Source organism: Paenibacillus sp. FSL H8-0260 (assembly GCF_045040625.1).
Taxonomy (GTDB): Bacteria; Bacillota; Bacilli; order Paenibacillales; family Paenibacillaceae; genus Paenibacillus_AQ; species Paenibacillus_AQ odorifer.
In genome coordinates, this window is record NZ_CP150298.1 from 1,628,436 (window position 1) to 1,648,159 (window position 19,724).

Annotated in this window: 14 protein-coding genes and 2 pseudogenes; 9 read left to right on the top strand and 7 right to left on the bottom strand. The window is 40.3% G+C overall.

The window, feature by feature from the left end:
• Positions 1-28: 28 nt before the first annotated feature.
• The 4 genes and pseudogenes from MHI51_RS07065 to sigK (MHI51_RS07080) form a co-directional block, all read left to right on the top strand.
• Positions 29-415 carry a DUF5071 domain-containing protein gene (locus MHI51_RS07065; RefSeq protein WP_076276600.1) on the top strand — a complete coding sequence of 129 codons (387 nt, stop codon included), beginning with the start codon at positions 29-31 and terminating at the stop codon, positions 413-415.
• A gap of 425 nt (positions 416-840) precedes the next feature.
• Positions 841-1,032 (top strand): RHS repeat-associated core domain-containing protein, encoded by a 192-nt coding sequence (locus MHI51_RS07070; protein ID WP_256718978.1) that lies wholly within the window; start codon positions 841-843, stop codon positions 1,030-1,032.
• Entirely contained in the window at positions 1,029-1,526 is a 498-nt protein-coding gene (locus tag MHI51_RS07075) for a hypothetical protein (RefSeq protein WP_076219036.1), read from the top strand. The genes MHI51_RS07070 and MHI51_RS07075 overlap by 4 nt, the downstream gene beginning before the upstream one ends.
• Before the next feature lie 828 nt (positions 1,527-2,354).
• Positions 2,355-2,865 (top strand): annotated as a pseudogene (gene sigK, locus MHI51_RS07080) (RNA polymerase sporulation sigma factor SigK); the annotation flags it as partial.
• A 367-nt stretch (positions 2,866-3,232) separates the two neighbouring features.
• Here the strand turns inward: sigK (MHI51_RS07080) and MHI51_RS07085 are convergent.
• The 5 genes from MHI51_RS07085 to MHI51_RS07105 form a co-directional block, all read right to left on the bottom strand.
• The gene (locus MHI51_RS07085; protein ID WP_076276598.1) at positions 3,233-4,798 is read right to left on the bottom strand and encodes a histidine kinase N-terminal 7TM domain-containing protein; all 1,566 of its coding nucleotides are present in this window, start codon (positions 4,796-4,798) and stop codon (positions 3,233-3,235) included.
• 409 nt (positions 4,799-5,207) lie between these two features.
• Positions 5,208-6,197: a family 43 glycosylhydrolase gene (locus tag MHI51_RS07090; RefSeq protein ID WP_076276597.1), complete on the bottom strand. Its 990-nt coding sequence runs from the start codon at positions 6,195-6,197 to the stop codon at positions 5,208-5,210.
• 29 nt (positions 6,198-6,226) lie between these two features.
• Positions 6,227-7,060, bottom strand: a complete 834-nt coding sequence (locus MHI51_RS07095; protein ID WP_076125501.1) for a carbohydrate ABC transporter permease — start codon at positions 7,058-7,060, stop codon at positions 6,227-6,229.
• Positions 7,061-7,076: 16 nt separating this feature from the next.
• Positions 7,077-7,973, bottom strand: coding sequence for a carbohydrate ABC transporter permease (locus tag MHI51_RS07100; RefSeq protein ID WP_042185833.1), 897 nt, complete (start codon positions 7,971-7,973; stop codon positions 7,077-7,079).
• Positions 7,974-8,058: 85 nt separating this feature from the next.
• On the bottom strand, positions 8,059-9,396 hold the full coding sequence (locus MHI51_RS07105) for an ABC transporter substrate-binding protein (RefSeq protein ID WP_042185834.1): 1,338 nt from the start codon (positions 9,394-9,396) through the stop codon (positions 8,059-8,061).
• Between the two features lie 263 nt (positions 9,397-9,659).
• Between MHI51_RS07105 and MHI51_RS07110 the strand changes: the two genes are divergently transcribed.
• Positions 9,660-10,724, top strand: coding sequence for a GntR family transcriptional regulator (locus MHI51_RS07110; RefSeq protein ID WP_076219034.1), 1,065 nt, complete (start codon positions 9,660-9,662; stop codon positions 10,722-10,724).
• A 790-nt stretch (positions 10,725-11,514) separates the two neighbouring features.
• Here MHI51_RS07110 and MHI51_RS07115 read toward each other — a convergent pair.
• Entirely contained in the window at positions 11,515-14,673 is a 3,159-nt protein-coding gene (locus tag MHI51_RS07115) for an amidase family protein (protein WP_405173720.1), read from the bottom strand.
• Between the two features lie 853 nt (positions 14,674-15,526).
• On the opposite strand from MHI51_RS07115, the gene sigK (MHI51_RS07120) reads away from it, so the two are divergent.
• Complete coding sequence (gene sigK, locus MHI51_RS07120) at positions 15,527-16,069, top strand: RNA polymerase sporulation sigma factor SigK (RefSeq protein WP_081398220.1); 543 nt, start codon at positions 15,527-15,529, stop codon at positions 16,067-16,069.
• A gap of 413 nt (positions 16,070-16,482) precedes the next feature.
• Here the strand turns inward: sigK (MHI51_RS07120) and MHI51_RS07125 are convergent, their stop codons facing one another.
• On the bottom strand, positions 16,483-17,448 hold the full coding sequence (locus MHI51_RS07125) for a nitronate monooxygenase family protein (RefSeq protein WP_076219033.1): 966 nt from the start codon (positions 17,446-17,448) through the stop codon (positions 16,483-16,485).
• Between the two features lie 247 nt (positions 17,449-17,695).
• Here MHI51_RS07125 and MHI51_RS07130 point away from each other — a divergent pair.
• The 3 genes and pseudogenes from MHI51_RS07130 to MHI51_RS07140 all read left to right on the top strand — a co-directional run.
• Positions 17,696-18,013 (top strand): annotated as a pseudogene (locus MHI51_RS07130) (sigma factor); the annotation flags it as partial.
• 504 nt (positions 18,014-18,517) lie between these two features.
• Positions 18,518-18,676 carry a hypothetical protein gene (locus tag MHI51_RS07135; RefSeq protein ID WP_254847731.1) on the top strand — a complete coding sequence of 53 codons (159 nt, stop codon included), beginning with the start codon at positions 18,518-18,520 and terminating at the stop codon, positions 18,674-18,676.
• Positions 18,600-19,547: a Gfo/Idh/MocA family protein gene (locus tag MHI51_RS07140; RefSeq protein ID WP_256719255.1), complete on the top strand. Its 948-nt coding sequence runs from the start codon at positions 18,600-18,602 to the stop codon at positions 19,545-19,547. Before MHI51_RS07135 ends, MHI51_RS07140 begins: the two co-directional genes overlap by 77 nt.
• The last annotated feature ends 177 nt before the right edge of the window (positions 19,548-19,724 follow it).

The window sequence follows — 19,724 nt, forward strand, 5'->3', positions numbered from 1 at the left end:
TAAGTGAATTTTGATTTGGAGGAATATTATGAGCATTAGAAAATTATTACCAAAAGATAAACATGATTTCGATAGTGTGAAAATATTGCAGGAATGTGATAAGGATGCTATTAGAACGATTTTACCTGATTTATTTGAATGGCTTCAAGATTCAAATTGGCCAATTTCAATAGAGATTAGTGATATCCTATTACAATTCAATTCAGAATTAGTTCCATTTATTAGAGATATTTTAAATTCTGAAGATGGTCTGTGGAAGTGTTCTATCTTAAGTCTATTGTTTGATAAATTATCTTTGAGGGATAAATTGGAGTTAGTACCAGATCTTCAGCGGTTATCCACTTATCCAACTCTTGATGATAAAGACGCAGGTATAGATGAAATCACAATGGAAATTTTGGAGAGGTTAATTTGAAATTAAATCATTATATATTAGTTTAAATTATAATATTACACGAGTGAGTAATTATAGAATGTAAGACATTCTACCTCATGTGTAACACTCTGAACTGTACCTCGATTGTTGACTAAACTCACAATTTGAGGTGCAGTTTTTCTATGTTAAAGCAGATTAAATAATAATTAGTCAATTGATATGTAATTTGTGTAGAAAATAATAATGGAGATTCATGAAATCAATCGGTACTATCTTTCGAATAAAAATTTGGAGTAACAATAATGATGATATGCTATCCACTAATTGCATAAGAAAATAAAACGTTTGTAATAAAATAAATTCGATGTCCATGCTAAATATCTAAGTTAACACGTGTTTGCACGCATACCATAATTATCGACGCATATGATAGAAAGACGACTCTTAAGAGTTATGACTATGATATTTGGGGAAATCAAACTAATGAAAATAGCAGTCAATTCAGGCGATTTGACAACCCATACAAATATACAGGAGAGTTACAAGATGCTGAGTCGGGACTAATCTATCTTAAGGTTAGATATTATGATCCTTCAATAGGGCGATTTATAACGGAAGATACGTATGAAGGTCAGATTCAAAACCGCTTAGTTTGAACTTATATACTTATGTTCATAATAATCCATTAATTAATATTGATCCAACTGGAAATTACTGTAAGTCGGGTAATGGTCGATATGCGCATACTGGGGGGTGTACCAATTCTAGCTCTTTATTTGTTCCAGATACCATTAAGAATAATAACCCTGGAAGAAGCATAACACAACTACTTGATATCTATAAAAAAAATCTAGCAGAAGCAGTTGCTAATGCTCCAAAGATTGACCCCCATAATTACGTGGTCAAGGGCGGTGCGGCAGTTGTCCCATATCCTAGTGCACAAGCAGGTAAAGTAAATGAAGCATTGGTGAAAACTATAGGAATAACGGCTGCAGTGTCAGTGGGAGAATCTGTAACTGAAGCTACTTCCTCAAATAAGAAACAGCAGACAATATATCATAGTGGATCAATGACCAATACAAATCATACAGCTCGACCTCAAGATACAAAGGGATTATCCGCGTTTCTTGCACCAGATACACCTAAATGATATTAGAACGTAAGGAATTAAGTCATGGCTATGTTGTTCAAGCCTTAGATTCATTAAAAAACATAATAAAAGGAGAAGGCGGTACAGTTGAACTCGCTTTTTGTTGAGTCATAGAAAAAATTGAAATATACTTGCGGCCACCTTGTGACTAATAATCATAGGGTGTTTTTTCTAGATCATTTCTTGCCCATAACCTCTGCTCACCCACATAATCAAGTATTTGATTATCTGATTTGAAGATTAATAGTCCACAGATAAATTAAAAGCATGCAATATGTAAGAAACTTTTTAATTTATGTCATACGATATTAAGAATTTTTTTGTTTGTTTCTTTATTACCCTCTTATAAATATATTGTTCTGTTTCTTCTACACGTGTTGTAAAATTGATATTTCGTCTCTTTGTCTTTCCTGTGGAGATTCATTAATCCTGTATATTCCTAAAAATGAAAATGGGGCTACCAGAGGTTTATCCTGAGTTCAGTAACTAAAGATCCTTCCGGCATATGCTGTGGATGTAGTGAACAATACGGAATTGGGGAAACATGGGATTTAATCTTACAACCTTTCAGAAGATCCAAGCCGGACAAATGCCTCCGCTACTGCGCCAAAAACCAAACAAGCCTGAAGCGAAACCGCATCAGGCTTGTTCCTATCTAAGAATAAATCCCCTTATCTGGAGATTCCTCACTCCATGGTGCACAATATCCAGGTTGAAGTAGACTGTTAGGCAGTCCCCAGGTAGCGTAACCGCTTTTCCCCGGATGGCGGAAATGTGTTTGTATCAAATCATCATATTGGTACTCTGTTAATGACATCGCATCGTGTCCATAACCTCAAGAAATTCGATAACACCGGAGAAGACATGGAGGATCTGATCTCCATCGGCACCATCGGCCTGATTAAAGCTATTGAGAGTTATCGTCCGAACAAAGGGACAAAGCTAGCCACTTTTGCTGCCCGTTGTATTGAGAACGAAATCCTGATGCACCTAAGATCCTTGAAGAAAACTCGTAAAGACGTATCCCTGCATGATCCAATTGGGACAGACAAAGAAGGTAATGAAATTACACTTATCGATATCCTTGGCTCCGAAGCTGATGATGTCATTAAAGAAGTAGATCTGAAGATCGAAAAGAGTAAGATTTATCGTAACCTCGATATTCTGGATGACCGGGAAAAAGAAGTTGTGGTGGGTAGGTTTGGGCTGGATACAGGCGGGGAAGAGAGGACAGCGGGAGATTGCCAAGGAGTTGGGGATCTCGCGGAGTTATGTTTCGCGGATAGAGAAGAGGGCGCTCATGAAGTTGTATCATGAGTTTTATAAGGCGAAGCGGTAGGACTGATGACAATTACACAGTAATAATCCATTAATAATAAAACTTGAAAAGCGACTTGTCTAAGGATGAGTCGTTTTTTGTGTAGATAGGGTTCGCCCTACTTATGATACGGTTCACCGTAACATCTATAGAGCGAAATACAGGTAATTCTCATACCTATACCGTTTACAATTCCTCTTTCTGTAAATTGCCTAATAGCATCACTAGCATATGATCCTTCAATATCAGAATAACTGACTGTTATATCCTGTTGAAACAGTCACTCATAAGTATATTTCTTCTTGATTGAGAGGCATTTTGCTCTCAATCCACCAAGTTACTAAACTAAGCACGGCTCCGATGTACGCCTCTATTTTAATTTGCTGTACTATTCCACATATTCGTACTTTTCATTAAAAACCCGCACTTGATTTCGACCAGCTCTTTTGGCAGCATAAAGTGCTTCATCAGCTTTATGAAGAAGTTGATGGATTGTTTCCTCCACAGCTCCTGTCGTTACGGATACCCCAAAACTAGAGGTAATCGTTACCAATTTTTCATTTTCAACTAGAGGCTTCTGTTCAATGCAAAATCTAAGGTAATTAGCGAAGTTTTCCCCTTCCGCTAGTGTATAACCAGGTAAAGCGAGTACAAATTCTTCACCACCATATCTAGCAAATAGTATATGTTCTCCCATCTCAGCCTTACATATTTGAGCCACATGTACTAGCATTTGATCTCCGGTTTGATGCCCATAAGTGTCGTTCACTTTTTTGAAAAAATCAATATCAAATAGAATAATCACAAAGGATGATAATTCACCCTTTGCTTTCATTAAGCTTTGCTCACTTTTCTGGAAAAAGGCACGACGATTGTATATTTGTGTAAGATCATCATAATAGGCTTGATGCTCTAACTTTTGTTGTAATGTATGTAGCTCTGTTATATCCGTAAATATAATTAGTAAGCCAGAGTTATTATTAGATTGTTGAAGCATAGAAATACGTAGCTGATATATATAATTACCTTGATGAATCGTAACATTCAATTTATCTGAGATCGTATCTAATTGAACAGGGAATGATTGATCCGTTAGCATATACCAAACTTGATCAAATGGCTGCCCTAACGTTGATCGATCCAATTCACTAAACATACTTTTACAAGCTTGATTATATTCGATTAATTGATAGGTATCATTAAGCACAATGACACCATCGTTCATACTATTAAAGATCGTTTCCTTTGCAATTGGCATTATTGATAACATTCGAGAGGAGGTAATAGACCAAAGGTACAAAACAGAAGAAAACCAAATAACCATGGGTACAGGATCGATACCATCGGGTGTCACTCCTATGAATAATAAAAATGCAGTCATTATTGGAAGCAGTTGACCGCAGATGAGGGCAAATAATTGAGATCGATATACACTAACGGTTTCCTTCCAGCGTGAAAGCAGCAATAAGAGCGCAGCTAACATACAACAGAAAATGTAAATATTATGTACGGCAAACCATGCCCCATACTCAATCTCACTATATGGAGCCCCAAGCACCGAATGGATATCATATATTCTATAGTAAAAATGATGGGATTCATTAGTTACATTGATGAGAAAAGTAATACAAGGGATTGTAAGTAGTGCGATTATTCTTTTTCTCGTTATTTTATAACCCAAATATTGCATGACAAACATTAATCCTAACGGAGGGAAAAATGGCATCCCTGCATACTGTACAATATTCCAAAATCTAAGCTGTTCTAACGAAGTCGATGTTAAGCTAAAGGCATAACCAAAGCAATAAATCATTGAAGTTAATGTATTCCACATGAACAAATTAGCGATATTTGTATAATAATGTCTCCTCCAATAAGTAAAGACAAGTATAGACAAATTCAGAACAGCCGAAGTACAAACTAATGTTATATATGCTGCTAGCTTCGAATCCAATAGGTATACCCACTTTCATACAATACATATATTTACGTTAACACGATTAATATAAGATGTTGATTTGTTCCTTGAACCATTTACAGGATTCCGTCCACATCACTATTATGTCTGTACTACCCACATCGTATTGATTATTGCTTCATGAAATAGATTGTTTTTAACTTAGCATGACACTCATGACAGTAGCAACACATTTAGCCAATCAGTAATGCTATGATTACTATTTCGTCTATACCGATCACCAAATAGTTAGTACAACATTACGTAATTCATCACTTCTATTGCATTGCAAACAAGTACCCATCGATTGGATGGGTACTTGTTTTTATTTCTAATTATAAAGGCTTCCCCATGTACGACATAAGTCAACTAAATCCATTTAGAATTTTGTGAAGCGCTTGCAGATCTATTCGTATTGTACAGAACGTGCAAGTGCCGCAACAGAGCCGCGAAAATCAGGTCTGCCGTCATCCGTCCACAACAGCTCCGCTACAAATGTATGGCGATTCGGATCGTATAGCGGATCTCCTGCAATATGCTTATACGTTCTTGCGTGGAACACAAACAGCGTCTTCTCGCCAGTCTCTGACACCGTGAAACTATTATGACCAGGACCATACATCGAGATGCTCTCATCAGTCGTGAGAACCGGTACTTTCGACTTGCGCCATGAGGCAGCATCGAGCAAATCCGAGTCCGCATCGGCTTCAAGCAAGCCCATGCAATAATTGAAATCAGTAGCGCTAGCAGAGTAAGTGAGGAATACCCGATTATCTTTGCGAACAAATGCCGCGCCTTCGTTCACTTTATACCCGATGATCTCCCAGTCATATTCGGGCATCGTAATCATCGTTTGCGCCCCAATCAACGTCCACGGATTGCTCATTTTAGATATGTAGAGATTAGAGTTGCCTTCGATTTCCGGATCCTTTTGTGCCCATACGTAATAGAGGCTACCATTGTGCTCAAAGGTAGTGGCATCGAGGGAGAAGCTTTCCCAAGCGGTACGAACCTGTCCTCTTTCCGTCCAGCTGCCTTCGAGCGGATTTGCATTTTCATTCTCCAGTACATACATCCGATGGTCGAACAAGCCTTCTGTAGTTTCCGACGTATGCGCGGCAGCGAAATATACGTACCATTTTCCATCAATAAAATGCAGCTCTGGCGCCCAAATATTGGCACTAAGAATGCCAGTCTCTCTCTTTCTCCAGATCACTACAGGAGCTGATGTAATAAGCCCTACAAGGTCCTGTGCCCTACGGATTTCAATCCGATTATACTCTGGAACCGAGGCCACGAAATAATAATAACCATCTGAATGTCGGCATATAAAAGGATCAGCTCGTTGCTCGATCAATGGTTTAATGACGCGTAACTCCTCTTGTTGGACTCCCATCTTATCACCTATTTCATAAGTAATAGATACTAACCTTTAACAGCACCCGCAGTCATACCATCAATGAAATATTTCTGGAAAGCGATAAACAATATGAAGATTGGAATGATGGAGAAGAAGGAGCCCACGATCAGAAGGTCATAGTTATTCCCATAAGGAGTTAACAATGTTTTTAAACCGATTGGCAGTGTATATTTATTTTGATCTCCCAACACCATGAATGGCCACAATAGATTATTCCAGCTATTCATACCATTCAGAATGGCCATTGCCGCAAAGGAAGGCTTCATAATCGGCATAATCACTCTGAAATATATCGCATATTCGTTTGCTCCATCAACTCGCCCAGATTGAATAATTTCTTTTGGTATGCTTCTGAGATATTGCCTAAAGAAGAATATCGTCCCGGCATTAGCTATACCCGGCAGAATGATTGCCGAATAGCTATTCACCATTTGCAAATCATTTATTAAGCTGTACAAAGGAACCAGCAATATTTCAAATGGCACCATCATAATGAGCAACACACATATAAAGAGGAAGTTCTTACCTTTGAAATCATACGCTGCAAAACCATATGCAACAAAAGCGCTTACAAACAGTGTTAAAGCAACCTGAATGATTGTTAACGTCATACTGTTCCAAAACCATACAAAATAATCATGTTGTCCAGTGAATAAATAGATAAAATTATCAAAACTCATTATTTCAAAATTCAAACTTAAGTTAAGACCATATCTTATTAAAGCTTCACCTGGTTTAAAGGAAGAGAGGGCCACTGCATAGAATGGAACCATAATTATAACGAATAGTATAATAAAGGTACTAATTATGACTATTCTAGCAATTACGTTGTTCTTCATCTGACTAGTGCCCATTTTAATCCTCCTCCTTTTTGAACATTCCACTAAATTTCAACTGCGTTAAATTGATAATCATAGCAATGACTAATAGAACGATACCAACTGCTGCAGCGTAACCGAGCTTATTCTTCTCAATTCCTTGTCTATACAAATATCCGACTATAGTTAGGCCAATATTTTTCGGTGAATTGTTACCGTTAAACATCATTAAGCTCTCGGTAAACATTGCCAAACCTGCATAAACACTAATTGTCGTAACATATATCGTGGTCGGCTTCAATAATGGCATTGTAATCGATCTGAACTTCTGCCAAGCAGATGCCCCGTCAATTGAAGCAGCCTCATAATAATCATTGTCAATGTTTTTCAAACCAGATAGATAGTACAGCATATTAACACCTGTCCATCGCCAACATGCAAGAATTAATAGTGCAGCCATACTCCATTCTGCATCTTTCAAGAATTTAGTAGGCTCTACACCAAATAGACCTAGAAAACTGTTCATTAATGAACCATCCATTTCGCCGAATGTTAGGCGAAAAATAGTACCCGCCACTGCGACAGATGTCAATGCAGGAAGAAAGAACGAAGATTTAAAAAACTCCCTCCCCAGCATTAACTTACTGTTTATCATAACTGCAAATAACATTGGGAAAGGGATTAACAGCACTAAGGTTCCTAGCATGTATACAACGCTATTTTTAATAGCCGTCAAAAACACTTTATCTGTGAATAACTTCGAATAATTCGCTTCACCAACCCATTTTGGATCCTGTCCCAACATCCTATCTTGAAAACTCATTACGAATGAATTTACAAGTGGATAAGACCAGAATATCAAGAATATGATTATGAATGGCAACACAAATACATAAGGTGCAACCTTTTGAGAGTATACAAATTTCTTTATCATAATCCCACTCTCCCTTGACTATGACTAAACCTGTCGAGCACCATTCTTGCCGACAGGCTTAATCATAACCATTTACTTATTATTTTTATTTCAATTCTTGTTCAATTGCTGCCTGTGCTTCATCGAGAGCTTCCTTCACGTCTTGGCCATCTTCAAAGATCGCATTCAGAGTAACCGTATTGAGCACATTGCCGATCGTCGGTGAAGCTTTTACGGATTTGATAGCTCTAATTTCGTCTTTGATTTCATTCAAAGTATCAAATGCATTTGTTTTAAAATACTGGACGTATTCGTTATCAGGGTTTTTCGTTACAGCCTCATCTTTCCATACTTCCATATTGATTGGGTCAAATCCAAGTGTATTCCAGATTTCAGTAGTAGCTTCTTTCGAAAGCTTAGCAAAAGCTACAAACTCTTTTGCCAACTGAACGTCTTTACCAGTCTTAGTAACAACTGTGCCAGTACCGCCTAAGCCAACTGAACGAGGATTACCTTCTTCGAATACAGGCAATGGAGCAATTGCATACTTACCTTTAAGGTCCTTCATTTCGTTTACAAAGCGGGACATGTACCACTCAGGCATCAATGCGCTTGCGTAGTTGCCTTTGTTGTATTCGCCTTTTGCTTCTTCTGTGTCGGGTTGTCCGCCTGGGATCGTATGAATAACATTATTCTTCTGCAGGTCAACTAACATTTCAAATGCTTTAATCATCTCAGGGGAGTTAACTTTTGGATTGCCATTTTCATCTGTAAAATCAGCGTTTTGCTGAGCAAGTAACAGCGAGGCTTGCCACGTAGCGGATGTATCAGCAGTACCTAAGTACTTACCAGTCTTTTCATAAACCTTGATACCTGCTTGATTGTAATCTTCCCAAGTTTTGATCATCTTGTAGTCAACACCTGCTTGTTCGAGAATTTCCGTGTTGTAGAAAGCAAGCGTAGCACCTACGTGATAATCAAAGCCATAAACCTGGTCAGCTTTGGAGTAAATATCGACACGTGAGGGAACGACAACGTCTTTGTATGGTGCAAATACATCATTCAAAGATTCCAGTGGAACGTTGTCCCCTTCCAAGAATTTAGGGAACTGACCAAGCTCGATATCCGCAATATCAGGAGCACCTTTTCCACTTGTAACTGCCAATAAGAGCTTGTTGTGCATATCATCATAAGGCATAACCGTTACATTCAACTTAATCTGTTTGTCTGGATTCTGTTGGTTCCATAACCCCAGCATTTTATCCAAATGCTTGCCATGCAAATCTACGAATGTCCAAAATGACATTTCTGTTGCATTCTCACCGGCATCAGCGCCTAACTGCTGTGTTTCCGTTGATGAACTGGAAGACTTACTACATGCCGACAAAACTAGTGACATCATAAGGATTGTAACGATGGAGATTAATGTAATGCGTTTTTTCATTTGTTCGTCATCCTCTCTTTTTTTGTTACTCATTTGAGATGCTGGGTGACTGGTCACTTCTGTTAATTTAAGCGGTTTCAATACGTCTCGTTACCAACCTTCTTAACATGATTCTAACCTTTTAATGAAAAGACACCTTCGTAATAAATTTCCTAATTCTGTATTGTAAGCGCTTTATAAATTGCATTATAATATATACGTAATATATTTTATATAACCAATTGATTATAAAAATCATTAAATTTTAAGGGAGATGTACTTATTTGAAAAAGCTGGTGCTCTACAAGCAAATTCAAGAAGATATTGTACAGAAAATTAAATCTGGGCAGCTTCGGCCAACGGACCGCGTCCCTTCTGAACAAGAATTAATGGACGAATTCAAAGTAAGTAAAATAACCGTCAAAAACGCCTTAACCCAGCTAGCTGACGAAGGATTAATTATACGCGTACAAGGCAAAGGCACATTCGTCTCTTCTAGTCTTGATATTTCTAGCATTGATTCTCCATTATCTCCACACAGCGCGTCGTCCTTGCCGCTCATCGGCTTCATTATTCCGACGATGGTAACCCGTGTCATTCAGAAGCTCGTCGACTACACGGAACAATTCCTGTCTGAAGCTGGCCTCAGCATGGTACTAAGCATCACGCGAGAGTCCTCCTCTATCGAATCGAACGCCATTCGTACACTAACGGGGCTCGGTGTGAAGGGACTGATCGTTTTTCCAACAGAAGATGAGAAGTACAACGAATCACTACTGCGTCTGTCGCTCGATAAATTCCCATGTGTGTTCATCGACCGCTACCTGCGCAACATTGAGACATACACGATTACATCAGACAATTACGGCGGTGCGTATAAGGCTGTCTCTCATTTGCTATCCAAGGGTCATCATCAGATTGCGCTCATCTCACCTGAGAATGCCAATACAGCCATCGAGGATCGCACGCTCGGCTTCGAGAAGGCGTACACAGATCGAGGTATATCAATCGACAAGAGCTTGTGGTGTCACATCCCTCTCGACATTCTACGCGGTAAGCAAGCATTGGACTATGTAAGCGACTTCTTGCAGGGGCATAGTGGAATTTCGGCAGCTTTCTCCTTAACCGAAGAAACCGCACGCCTTACATCGGCCGCTATCAGCCGTCTCAACAATCACTCAAATATCGATTTGCTATCTTTCGATAATCCACATCTTTCATTCGTAGCTTATGTACAACAGGATGAACAGGAAATGGCACGTACAGCCGTAAAGCTGTTACTTGAACAAATAGAGAATATATATTCACCTAAGAATGCCGTCATTCCCGTGCAGCTCATCTTCCCCTAACTATTTCATTGGACTTTATCGACACTCTAGGAGCACCTTCAGTAGAAGTTGTCTTCTTTTGCGTTCCAGCGCATAGAGTATAACAATATATCATAAAGGTGCTAACGGCCAAAACGGGAGATTCGCTCCACTTTGTTACGAAAACCGCTGATTCATACGGATGAAACCGATCTTCGGGTCGGGGAGTGAGTGTCAAGGAATCTCAGAGCATGATGATCATGAAGGAATATTCAAATGTCTCCAGGAACTCAATGAGGAAATAAATATGAAAATGTTTATATGAGCAAATAATTTTCTAGGCGCTGGATGGAGTAAGATCGAGTAGGGATGACATGCCGAGTGTACCGACTTGTACATCGACCGAGCCCCCACCATAGTAGATTGTAAGATATTCATACTGATTTGAGACCATATTTTATTCACGTTTTGTAGCCAACTATTTGTAGAATCTTTATAGTGATTATCGCCGCTGTAGCTTGCAGGAATAGTGTGATTACCAACCGTAAGATCTGACGCCTCATAGACTGCTAGTCCCCTAGCATACAGTCCCTAACTCTACTTTTCCGCCATAAAAAGTGATAGTCCCGCTAGGAACAAACGACTTACAGAGGGAACTTCTGCTATAAACGAGACCGTCTTTCCATAATCCGAAAAAAAGTCTTTTCGTTCTACTTGTGGTACGGTTCATCGCACTATCTGTAACGGCAAGTTATAAGGCCATCCCTTTCGGGATGGCCCTTCCTGTAAACGTGGTTACTCGAGTACTCTGTCATTTTTAATTGAATTTCTTTTAATTAGTAGTCTCTAGTAATCTGGAAACAATTGTTGCAAACTCTGCTCTAGTAATATCTTTTTCAGGCTTAAATGTACTGTCTGCGTATCCTGTAATAATATTATTGGATGCGAGTGCATCAATGGAATCATAATACCATGCATTTCTTGTAACATCTTTGAATGATGTGTTTCCAGTACCTGTTAGCTTAAAAGCTCGAGTGATTAGTGCCGCTAATTCACCACGACTAATCTTCTCATCTGGACGGAAGCTTCCGTCACTATATCCGTTCATCAAGCCTGATCTAGCAGCTGCACCAATAAACTTATTCGCCCAATGAGTTGGAGATACATCTATAAAGTTACTTTCTTGTCCTTCAAGTTTCATGTGCGTTGCAATTACCTTGATGGCTTCCGCACGAGTCAAACCTGAATTTGGACGGAATGTTCCATCGGAATACCCCGTCAATAATCCCTTAGCAATTAGTGCGTCAATGCTTGTTTTTGCCCAATGATTCATGGTATCTACAAAACTAACAACTTTTGGCTTATCTGCTGGTGTTATTGTTTCTGCAGGTGCCGGTGTTTCTATAGGCGTTGTTATTGCTGGAGGTGTCACCGTACCTCCTCCAGTAGTTGGATGGGTTGGTCCATTATCTGTGTTTGGATCAGGATTAGTAGAGTTTGAAACGTATTGAAGTGCTGGAGCAAATGTTGTAAGTAGTCTAGCTTGACTTTGTTGCTCAAGAGCGTAGCTCATGCCTAAAACTTTTGCATCGTCCCATGCTCTACCAACCAGTTGCATAGAGATAGAATATCCGCTGTCATTCGTTCCTACAGGAACAACTACCGTAGGTAGACCCATAGTAGAGGTTAATACGCCTGTGTTACGGTCTGAACTTAATTGAGAAGCTGCTGCGTCATTGTTATATACGTCACTAATAAAACCTGCATAAACAACAGCATCAACGCCATTCGCGTCCATCCAGCTTTTAATAACATCTTTATAGTCAGTTCTATACTTAATGTAATCTTGTACAGCCTGTTCAGTCATACGAGTTGGGGTACTATATCCTCTTTGATTATAGATAAGCACTTTATCTGAAGCTAGTACACTTGCTCCATCAATATAAGGGAAGTCCTTATGCAACTCAATATAACGTGCCCAACCTTCAGTAGATCCATTAATACCTGAAGGACGACTAGGGCCTGATGGTACAGCTGACATTTCAACCATAGTCGCGCCCGCTGCTTGAAGCTCTGAGAACTTATCCATCACTGCCTGTCCAGTATCATCATCAGCATATGCAGATACAAAGGATGCAGGAATGTATCCAATTTTCTTTCCTTTCAATGCATTAACATCCAGAGATTCCTTCCAATCCACTGGACGCTTATGATCTGCATCAGCAGTGACTGTGAAAATATCCTGTGGGTCCGTACCCGTTGTAGCATTCAATATAATAGCTAGGTCAGTTACTGTTTTAGCAATGGGACCTGCATAATCTTGTCCCCAAGTGAGTGGCAGTACACCTGTAGTACTTGCCATACCGTCTGTACCCCGGAAGCTTTTTAAGCTAGCGCCTGTAGTTGGTGCATAGAGAGATACTCCTGTTTGCGATCCCATTGCTGCTGCTGCAAAATCAGCTGCAACAGATACTGCAGACCCGCCGCTTGAGCCAAAAGATGTTTTCGATGGATAGAGTGCATTCCATGTTTGCTGCCAGCCGCTTTCACTAAAGCTTCCGCTGTTAGCAAACTCAGAAGTATTTACTTTACCAATAATTACAGCTCCAGCTTCCCGCAGTTTTTTCACTTGGAATGCATCAGAATCAGGCTGCCAGCCTTCAAGAGCTTTACTGCCACCGGTAGTAGGCATATCCTTTGTATCATAAATATCTTTTATCGCAATTGGAATACCCAATAAATCACCTTTTACACCTTGTGCACGGGCATCGTCAGCAGCTTTTGCTTGGTTAAGCGCAGTTTCAGATACATGCAGGAATGCATGGAATCCCAATTGTCCCTCATCGTATACCTTGATTCTATCTAAATAGGCTTGAGTAATTTGTACAGAGGTAGTTTTGCCAGTAATCATATCCTGCTGCATTTCTGCAATGGATTTATTCTTAACATCATACGGCGATGAAGTTACTAATTCTTTAGGTGCAGGAGCATTTGGTATAACCAGATGATCTCCAGTATCAAGTCCCTCTATAGCAGATATATCCCAGTTGCTAATTGACCGAATTTGTGCGTTTGTTAATCCTGTTACATCCAGCAGACTATTAAGTCCATCTAGCATAGCAACCAGATTTTTCAACCCTTCTTCACCAGCTTCTCCAACTTGTACATAATTTACTAGGGATTTCGATTCGCCCGGCCCAATATTTAGTGAATTAATGAACCCATAGAAATTCGCTTCATTTCCATACTCAGCTAAGGGTATTGTGAAGGGATCCTGTTGCTGATTACCTAGACCGGTTAATCCATTATCAAACGGCTTTGGAGATCCCACTGCAACGCCTAGCGGCTTATTGTTTTTGGCGCTACTATCTACAACAATCCATGAATCATCTGTAGTTACCTTTAGATCGCCTGAATAGGTTGCCTTAACTACTGAAGCATTTGTTGTTGTACCATATCCTAAAGAGCCACCGAATGATACATCAACTTTTATTGCCACATCATTTTTATTAGTGAAAGTATCAAAGAATCTCGTTCGATTATGAATAGTATCCACATACACCTCACGTGTTACTGTTACATTTCCTAGATTTACAGATTGAGCCGAAGTAAACTTATTAACGCCGTCATATTTCAAGTCAAACCCACGCATCATTTGACCATTCATCAGCGGAGCTGAAGGCGAGGACACTTTAACAAAGATATTGCCGAAACCTTGTACTTGTGTAGCACCAACTGTACGTAAACTTCCTGTGTCTAAGCTAGGAGCAAAAACATCGTGAATCTCCCATACTGTGCCACTTTCTGAAGTAACTCTAGTTAAAGCGTCAGCTGTTTGGAACGGAATTACACTCGTAGCAATAACAGATAACACAATTGAAGTAGCTATAAATTGCTTTTTACTCCAATTTTTTTTTGCTGGTGAATATTCAGATCGGGTGGAACCAGAATGCTCTCTTTTAGTTTCACGTAGACGTTTGAACTTATTCATGTGCGTAATCTCCTTTTCCTGTATGTATTTTATTATTTAATGTTAGGAAATATAACACTAGTATTTGTTTCAGTCAATGAATATTATAAATTTAATATATTTTGAGTTTGTGAAAAGGAAAAAACGGCTCTTTTGATTATTATGTGTAATGTATATGTAAACTATTATGTTAAATATATTACAATTTATGATAGTTTTTGGGGAATCCATTGGATATTGAGTATCATCATCCGGCTGCATCACCAAAAACCTTGAATTTCACTTATCTCTATGTGTATTTGGCGAAATCAAAAAGAAAAGGAACAGCTAAAAATTAACGGAGAATATTATTTTTTTCATTTCATGAAAGTGGAAGATTCTATATCGGAGCATGGCATAAAGCAGAATCACTGATGATTCCAGATGCATAGCCGCAAGATCACTAATGGGCATCCTGAAAAGAGTAAAGTTTCTGCTGGGAAAGAAGCCATAAGAATAGCCAGGTAGTGTATCTGGAATAAGTGGGATTTCATTGTGGAAACCATTTTAGCGGGTGATAACGTTATAAGGCAGATGAGGATGCAAAGGAACAAGGCTTTGAAATTATTGTGTTTTATATGGGACTAGCAGATGTTCGGCTAAATATTGAATGTATTGCTCTACGTGTGAAAAACGTTAGCTATCATATTGAAACCGAGGATATTGTTAGACTCAATTTAACAAGTGTAATACTCTGACATCTCACTTAGAGTTAATTGATCAAGTAAAGTGTTATTTAAATGGATTACCAGGATGTACACAAGAAATCAATCGGAAACTACAAATTAAATATAATGTGCAAAAGGAAACCAATTCGAATCAGAATCGATCGTAATTGGTTTATTTTTTGACATCACATCGTGCCCATAACCTCAAGAAATTCGATAACACTGGGGAGGACATGGAGGATCTGATCTCCATTGGCACCATCGGAATGATTAAAGCTATTGAGAGCTATCGTCCAAACAAAGGAACAAAGCTAGCCACATTTGCAGCACGTTGTATTGAAAACGAAATCCTGATGCACCTGTGTTCGCTCAAGAAAACACGTAAAGACGTATCCCTGCACGATCCAATTGGGACGGACAAAGAAGGTAATGAAATTACACTTATCCATATCCTTGGCTCCGAAGCTGATGACGTCATTAAAGAAGTCGATCTGAAGATCGAGAAGAGTAAGATATATCGCAACCTAGATATTCTGGATGACCGGGAGAAAGAAGTTGTGGTGGGTAGGTTTGGGCTGGATACAGGTGGAGAAGAGAGGACACAGCGGGAGATTGCTAAGGAGTTGGGGATCTCGCGGAGTTATGTTTCGAGGATAGAGAAGAGGGCGCTCATGAAGCTTTATCATGAGTTTTATAAGGCTGAGCGGTAAACTCATAATCACAAGGTAGTATCCGTTAACCGGCATACATAGAAAGCTTCAAGGACCATATTAGAATTATATTAGAGAAGATATAGTTCAGCGAATTTTTGTATTAAACCAACTCATAAAAATACATGAGAAAGGGAGAGGGAAAATTGTTAAGTGGTGCTCTGAAAAGTACATATATCCAGTCATCTTTTGCGATTATCCTGGGGATTGGGCATATTGCATTTTGGCTGTGAAGATATTTAGCTGTTGTTGCAATTAAAAAGAAAGGTACGGAAATCTTTAGTTAAATACAACACAAAAGCTTATTAAATATAACTAAATTTGAGTATCAAGCGAAATAAAAAAACCACTTATGCTCGGAAATCCCAAGCTTGCTTAAGTGGTTAATCGTGCTTTTGAATCTTATAACAACCTTAAGTTGTCGGGTTCAATGCCCCTTGATACTCATCCATTAAATTGTCGATAATCTGCTGTACGGACAAAATCTCTTTAATCTCATGAACTCTGGACCCAGCAAAAACCAATCCGTTCTTAACATCTCCTCTAAGGGAAGTGAGCAGGGATTCCATTGTACAGAAGCGATGTGAACAAACCTTTAGACAATTATAGCATTTGACTATCTTTAATTTGGCATCATCACTGATCCGGTCCGTAAAATCATTCCGAATCGCTCTACCTTCTAGACCCACAGTAGACTTGATTAGGACAGTATCTCCTTGCTGAGCATCTACATACTTTTGCTTGAAGGCTAAGGGAGCATCACACTCAAGGCTAGCCACAAAACGGGTACCCATTTGAACACCAGATGCGCCGATCCGAAGGGCTTTTGCGATATCATCCCCTGTTAGAATTCCACCCGCAGCAATAACAGGAATCGAAACGGCCTCTAAGACTTCAGGAAGGATGTCAAACATGGATCTGTCTGTACCTAAATGGCCTCCAGCTTCGAACCCTTCCACAACGACTGCGGAGGCACCAAGTCTTTCGGAAATTCGGGCTAATTTGGCGGATGAAACAATAGTTACGACAGGAGTGCCATATTCTTTACCCCAAGCATAAATATCTCTAGAAATTCCGGCTCCGGAAATAATAAAGTCAACCTTTTCCTCCAAAGCAATCTTCATTTTTTCGGCAAAGTCCTTCACTGCGAATAGTACATTCACACCGATGTAGCCATTCCCTTTAGAGAGTTCTCTTGTTTTGCGAATATGCATTCTCAGCTCATCAGGAGTAATCCCTGTACCAGAGATGGTGCCGATCCCGCCTGCATTGGCTACAGCAGCGGCTAGTCCACTTAAGGATATGCCTACACCCATTCCACCTTGAATAACAGGAACTCTCGATTTAATATGTCCGAATTGGATTGTTGGAAGTTTCAATTACACACCTCTTTTGCAAGTTGTTGACATTATTAATACTCCTCTAGAGTAATAAGATATATCGTAACACAGCTAATTCTTTCCCGGATGTGACTGTAAACATGCTCAAACTATGTTAAATATCATGTCTTTCAACTGTTAAGTTGTTGATATCAAGTGAAAATTCAAGAAAACGAAGTGACTATTAAAAAAAGGACAATGAATAACAAAAAAAGAGCCATCCATCCGGTAAAACCTTCATACTTCTATCAACGCTTTTCTATCAAGAAAGTGGATTTTGACATCGTATCGTGTCCACAACCTCAAGAAATTCGATAACACTGGGGAAGACATGGAGGATCTGATCTCCATCGGCACCATCGGCCTGATAAAAGCTATTGAGAGCTATCGTCCAAACAAAGGAACCAAACTAGCCACATTTGCTGCTCGTTGTATTGAAAACGAAATCCTGTTGCACCTGCGTTCGCTCAAGAAAACACGTAAAGACGTATCTCTGCACGATCCGATTGGGACGGACAAGGAAGGTAATGAAATTACACTTATCGATATCCTTGGCTCTGAAGCTGTATCATGAGTTTTATAAGGCGAAGCGGTGAGGATAGTAGATAATAACTTAAGATTCACTATAGAGTGTTTTAAAAGCGACTTGCAAAAAGGGAGTTGCTTTTTTATGTGCGCCCAGCATTGGCAATCTATAGGGTTGAAGTTCCGCATACATCGTACAAAAATGGCAGACCTTGCGGCAAGCGATAGAAGAAAGAACCTATGAACCGAGCCCCTCCCCTACATAGAATTAGAAGGAATAACGGAATCGTGCAAAAAGTAACTTTCTTTGCTAAATAAAAATATCCATCATTCTTATATAATAAAGGTGACAAGGTATCATAACAAGATGCAGGTTATTCTGTAGTAGTCCGGTATTGTACAAATGTAAGAGAAGTATATGCATGAAGAATGGTAAATCATCAATGCCCAAGAAGACTAGACGTTGTAAGGAGACTTCGGTTTCTCCCAACAAGGAGCTTGGATCAACATAAAATAACCTCTGCGAGTGAGAAGGATAGGATGGATGCATCATGAAAAGGTACGGGGCGGTCGTGATAGGCTGTGGTTATATGGGCTCTCTCCACTTGGACGCGATATCACGACAGGTGCGGGTCCGGTTGATCGGCGTGGCGGATTGGAACCGGGACAGGGCCTCCTTAGTGGCAAGCCAATACGGAGCTGAGTGTTGGAGCACGGATTACCGGGTCTTGATAGAGCGTGATGATGTGGATCTGGTCATTATCGCCACGTACCCGTCCTCCCATCTGGGGATCGCAAAAGATTGTCTCGCTGCAGGGAAGCATATCCTATGCGAGAAGCCGATGGCGGGCAATGCACGGGAAACACAGGAATTCATGAAGCTGGCCCGTGGAGCTAAAACCAAGGTGCTGATCGGTCACATCCTTCGCCATAACACTACGTACCAGGCGGTTATGAAGATGATCCGGGAGGGCGCCATCGGCTTCCCTTTGGTCATCCGGCTATCCCAATTGAAGCCCTCCAAAAATTGGGCTTCCCACTTATCCCTGCTCCGGGACGTCTCGCCGATCGTGGATTGCGGCGTCCATTATATCGATGTGATGCGTTGGGCTACAGGGGCGGACGTAGTAAGCGTCAATGGGATCGGGCAGCGTCTCTACGAAGAAGTCCCGCCGTATACTTACAATTACGGACTCATGACCCTCCGTCTGTCGGACGGCTCCATCGGCTACTTTGAGACAGGGTGGGGCAAGGGGCTTCCGACTGATAACCGGAAGGAATTTATCGGACCGGCAGGCCGGATTCGCATCATATACAAGAACGAACGACCGCGAGAGGATCAGCATCTGGGGAATCTGATCGAGGTCGAAGACTACCAGAAAGGAGCGGTCCGGCAGATCAATATGGACTTCTCCGTAAAGCCTACGGGTGCCCAGCTGGACTATTTCCTGTCCATGCTGGAGAACAACTTGCCCCCTATACCGGCAATGGAGGAAGCCTGCCGGGCGATGGAGATCGCTCTCTTAGCCGACCGGGCGATCCATGAAGGAATTACGTTACCTTGCGCGAAATAAGGGTTGACCAACATGGTGATGGTAACAGGGGATGAACCGGTGCATGGTGTACACCTGCTGAGGAATAAATTGTCCACACCCATGCAAAGTACGGCAGCCGACATCAGTCAGTCGAACTGAGGGATGTATACGGTGCCGTCGGGTACCACCCGCTGGATCATCAACGGATTGCAGGGC

What these genes read in the sequence shown, in the direction of transcription:
- MHI51_RS07065 (WP_076276600.1), top strand. Translation starts at nt 29, where the DNA reads ATGAGCATTAGAAAATTATTACCAAAAGATAAACATGATTTCGATAGT.
- MHI51_RS07090 (WP_076276597.1), bottom strand. Translation starts at nt 6,197, where the DNA reads ATGGGAGTCCAACAAGAGGAGTTACGCGTCATTAAACCATTGATCGAG.
- MHI51_RS07095 (WP_076125501.1), bottom strand. Translation starts at nt 7,060, where the DNA reads ATGAAGAACAACGTAATTGCTAGAATAGTCATAATTAGTACCTTTATT.
- MHI51_RS07100 (WP_042185833.1), bottom strand. Translation starts at nt 7,973, where the DNA reads ATGATAAAGAAATTTGTATACTCTCAAAAGGTTGCACCTTATGTATTT.
- MHI51_RS07105 (WP_042185834.1), bottom strand. Translation starts at nt 9,396, where the DNA reads ATGAAAAAACGCATTACATTAATCTCCATCGTTACAATCCTTATGATG.
- MHI51_RS07115 (WP_405173720.1), bottom strand. Translation starts at nt 14,673, where the DNA reads ATGAATAAGTTCAAACGTCTACGTGAAACTAAAAGAGAGCATTCTGGT.
- MHI51_RS07135 (WP_254847731.1), top strand. Translation starts at nt 18,518, where the DNA reads ATGCATCATGAAAAGGTACGGGGCGGTCGTGATAGGCTGTGGTTATAT.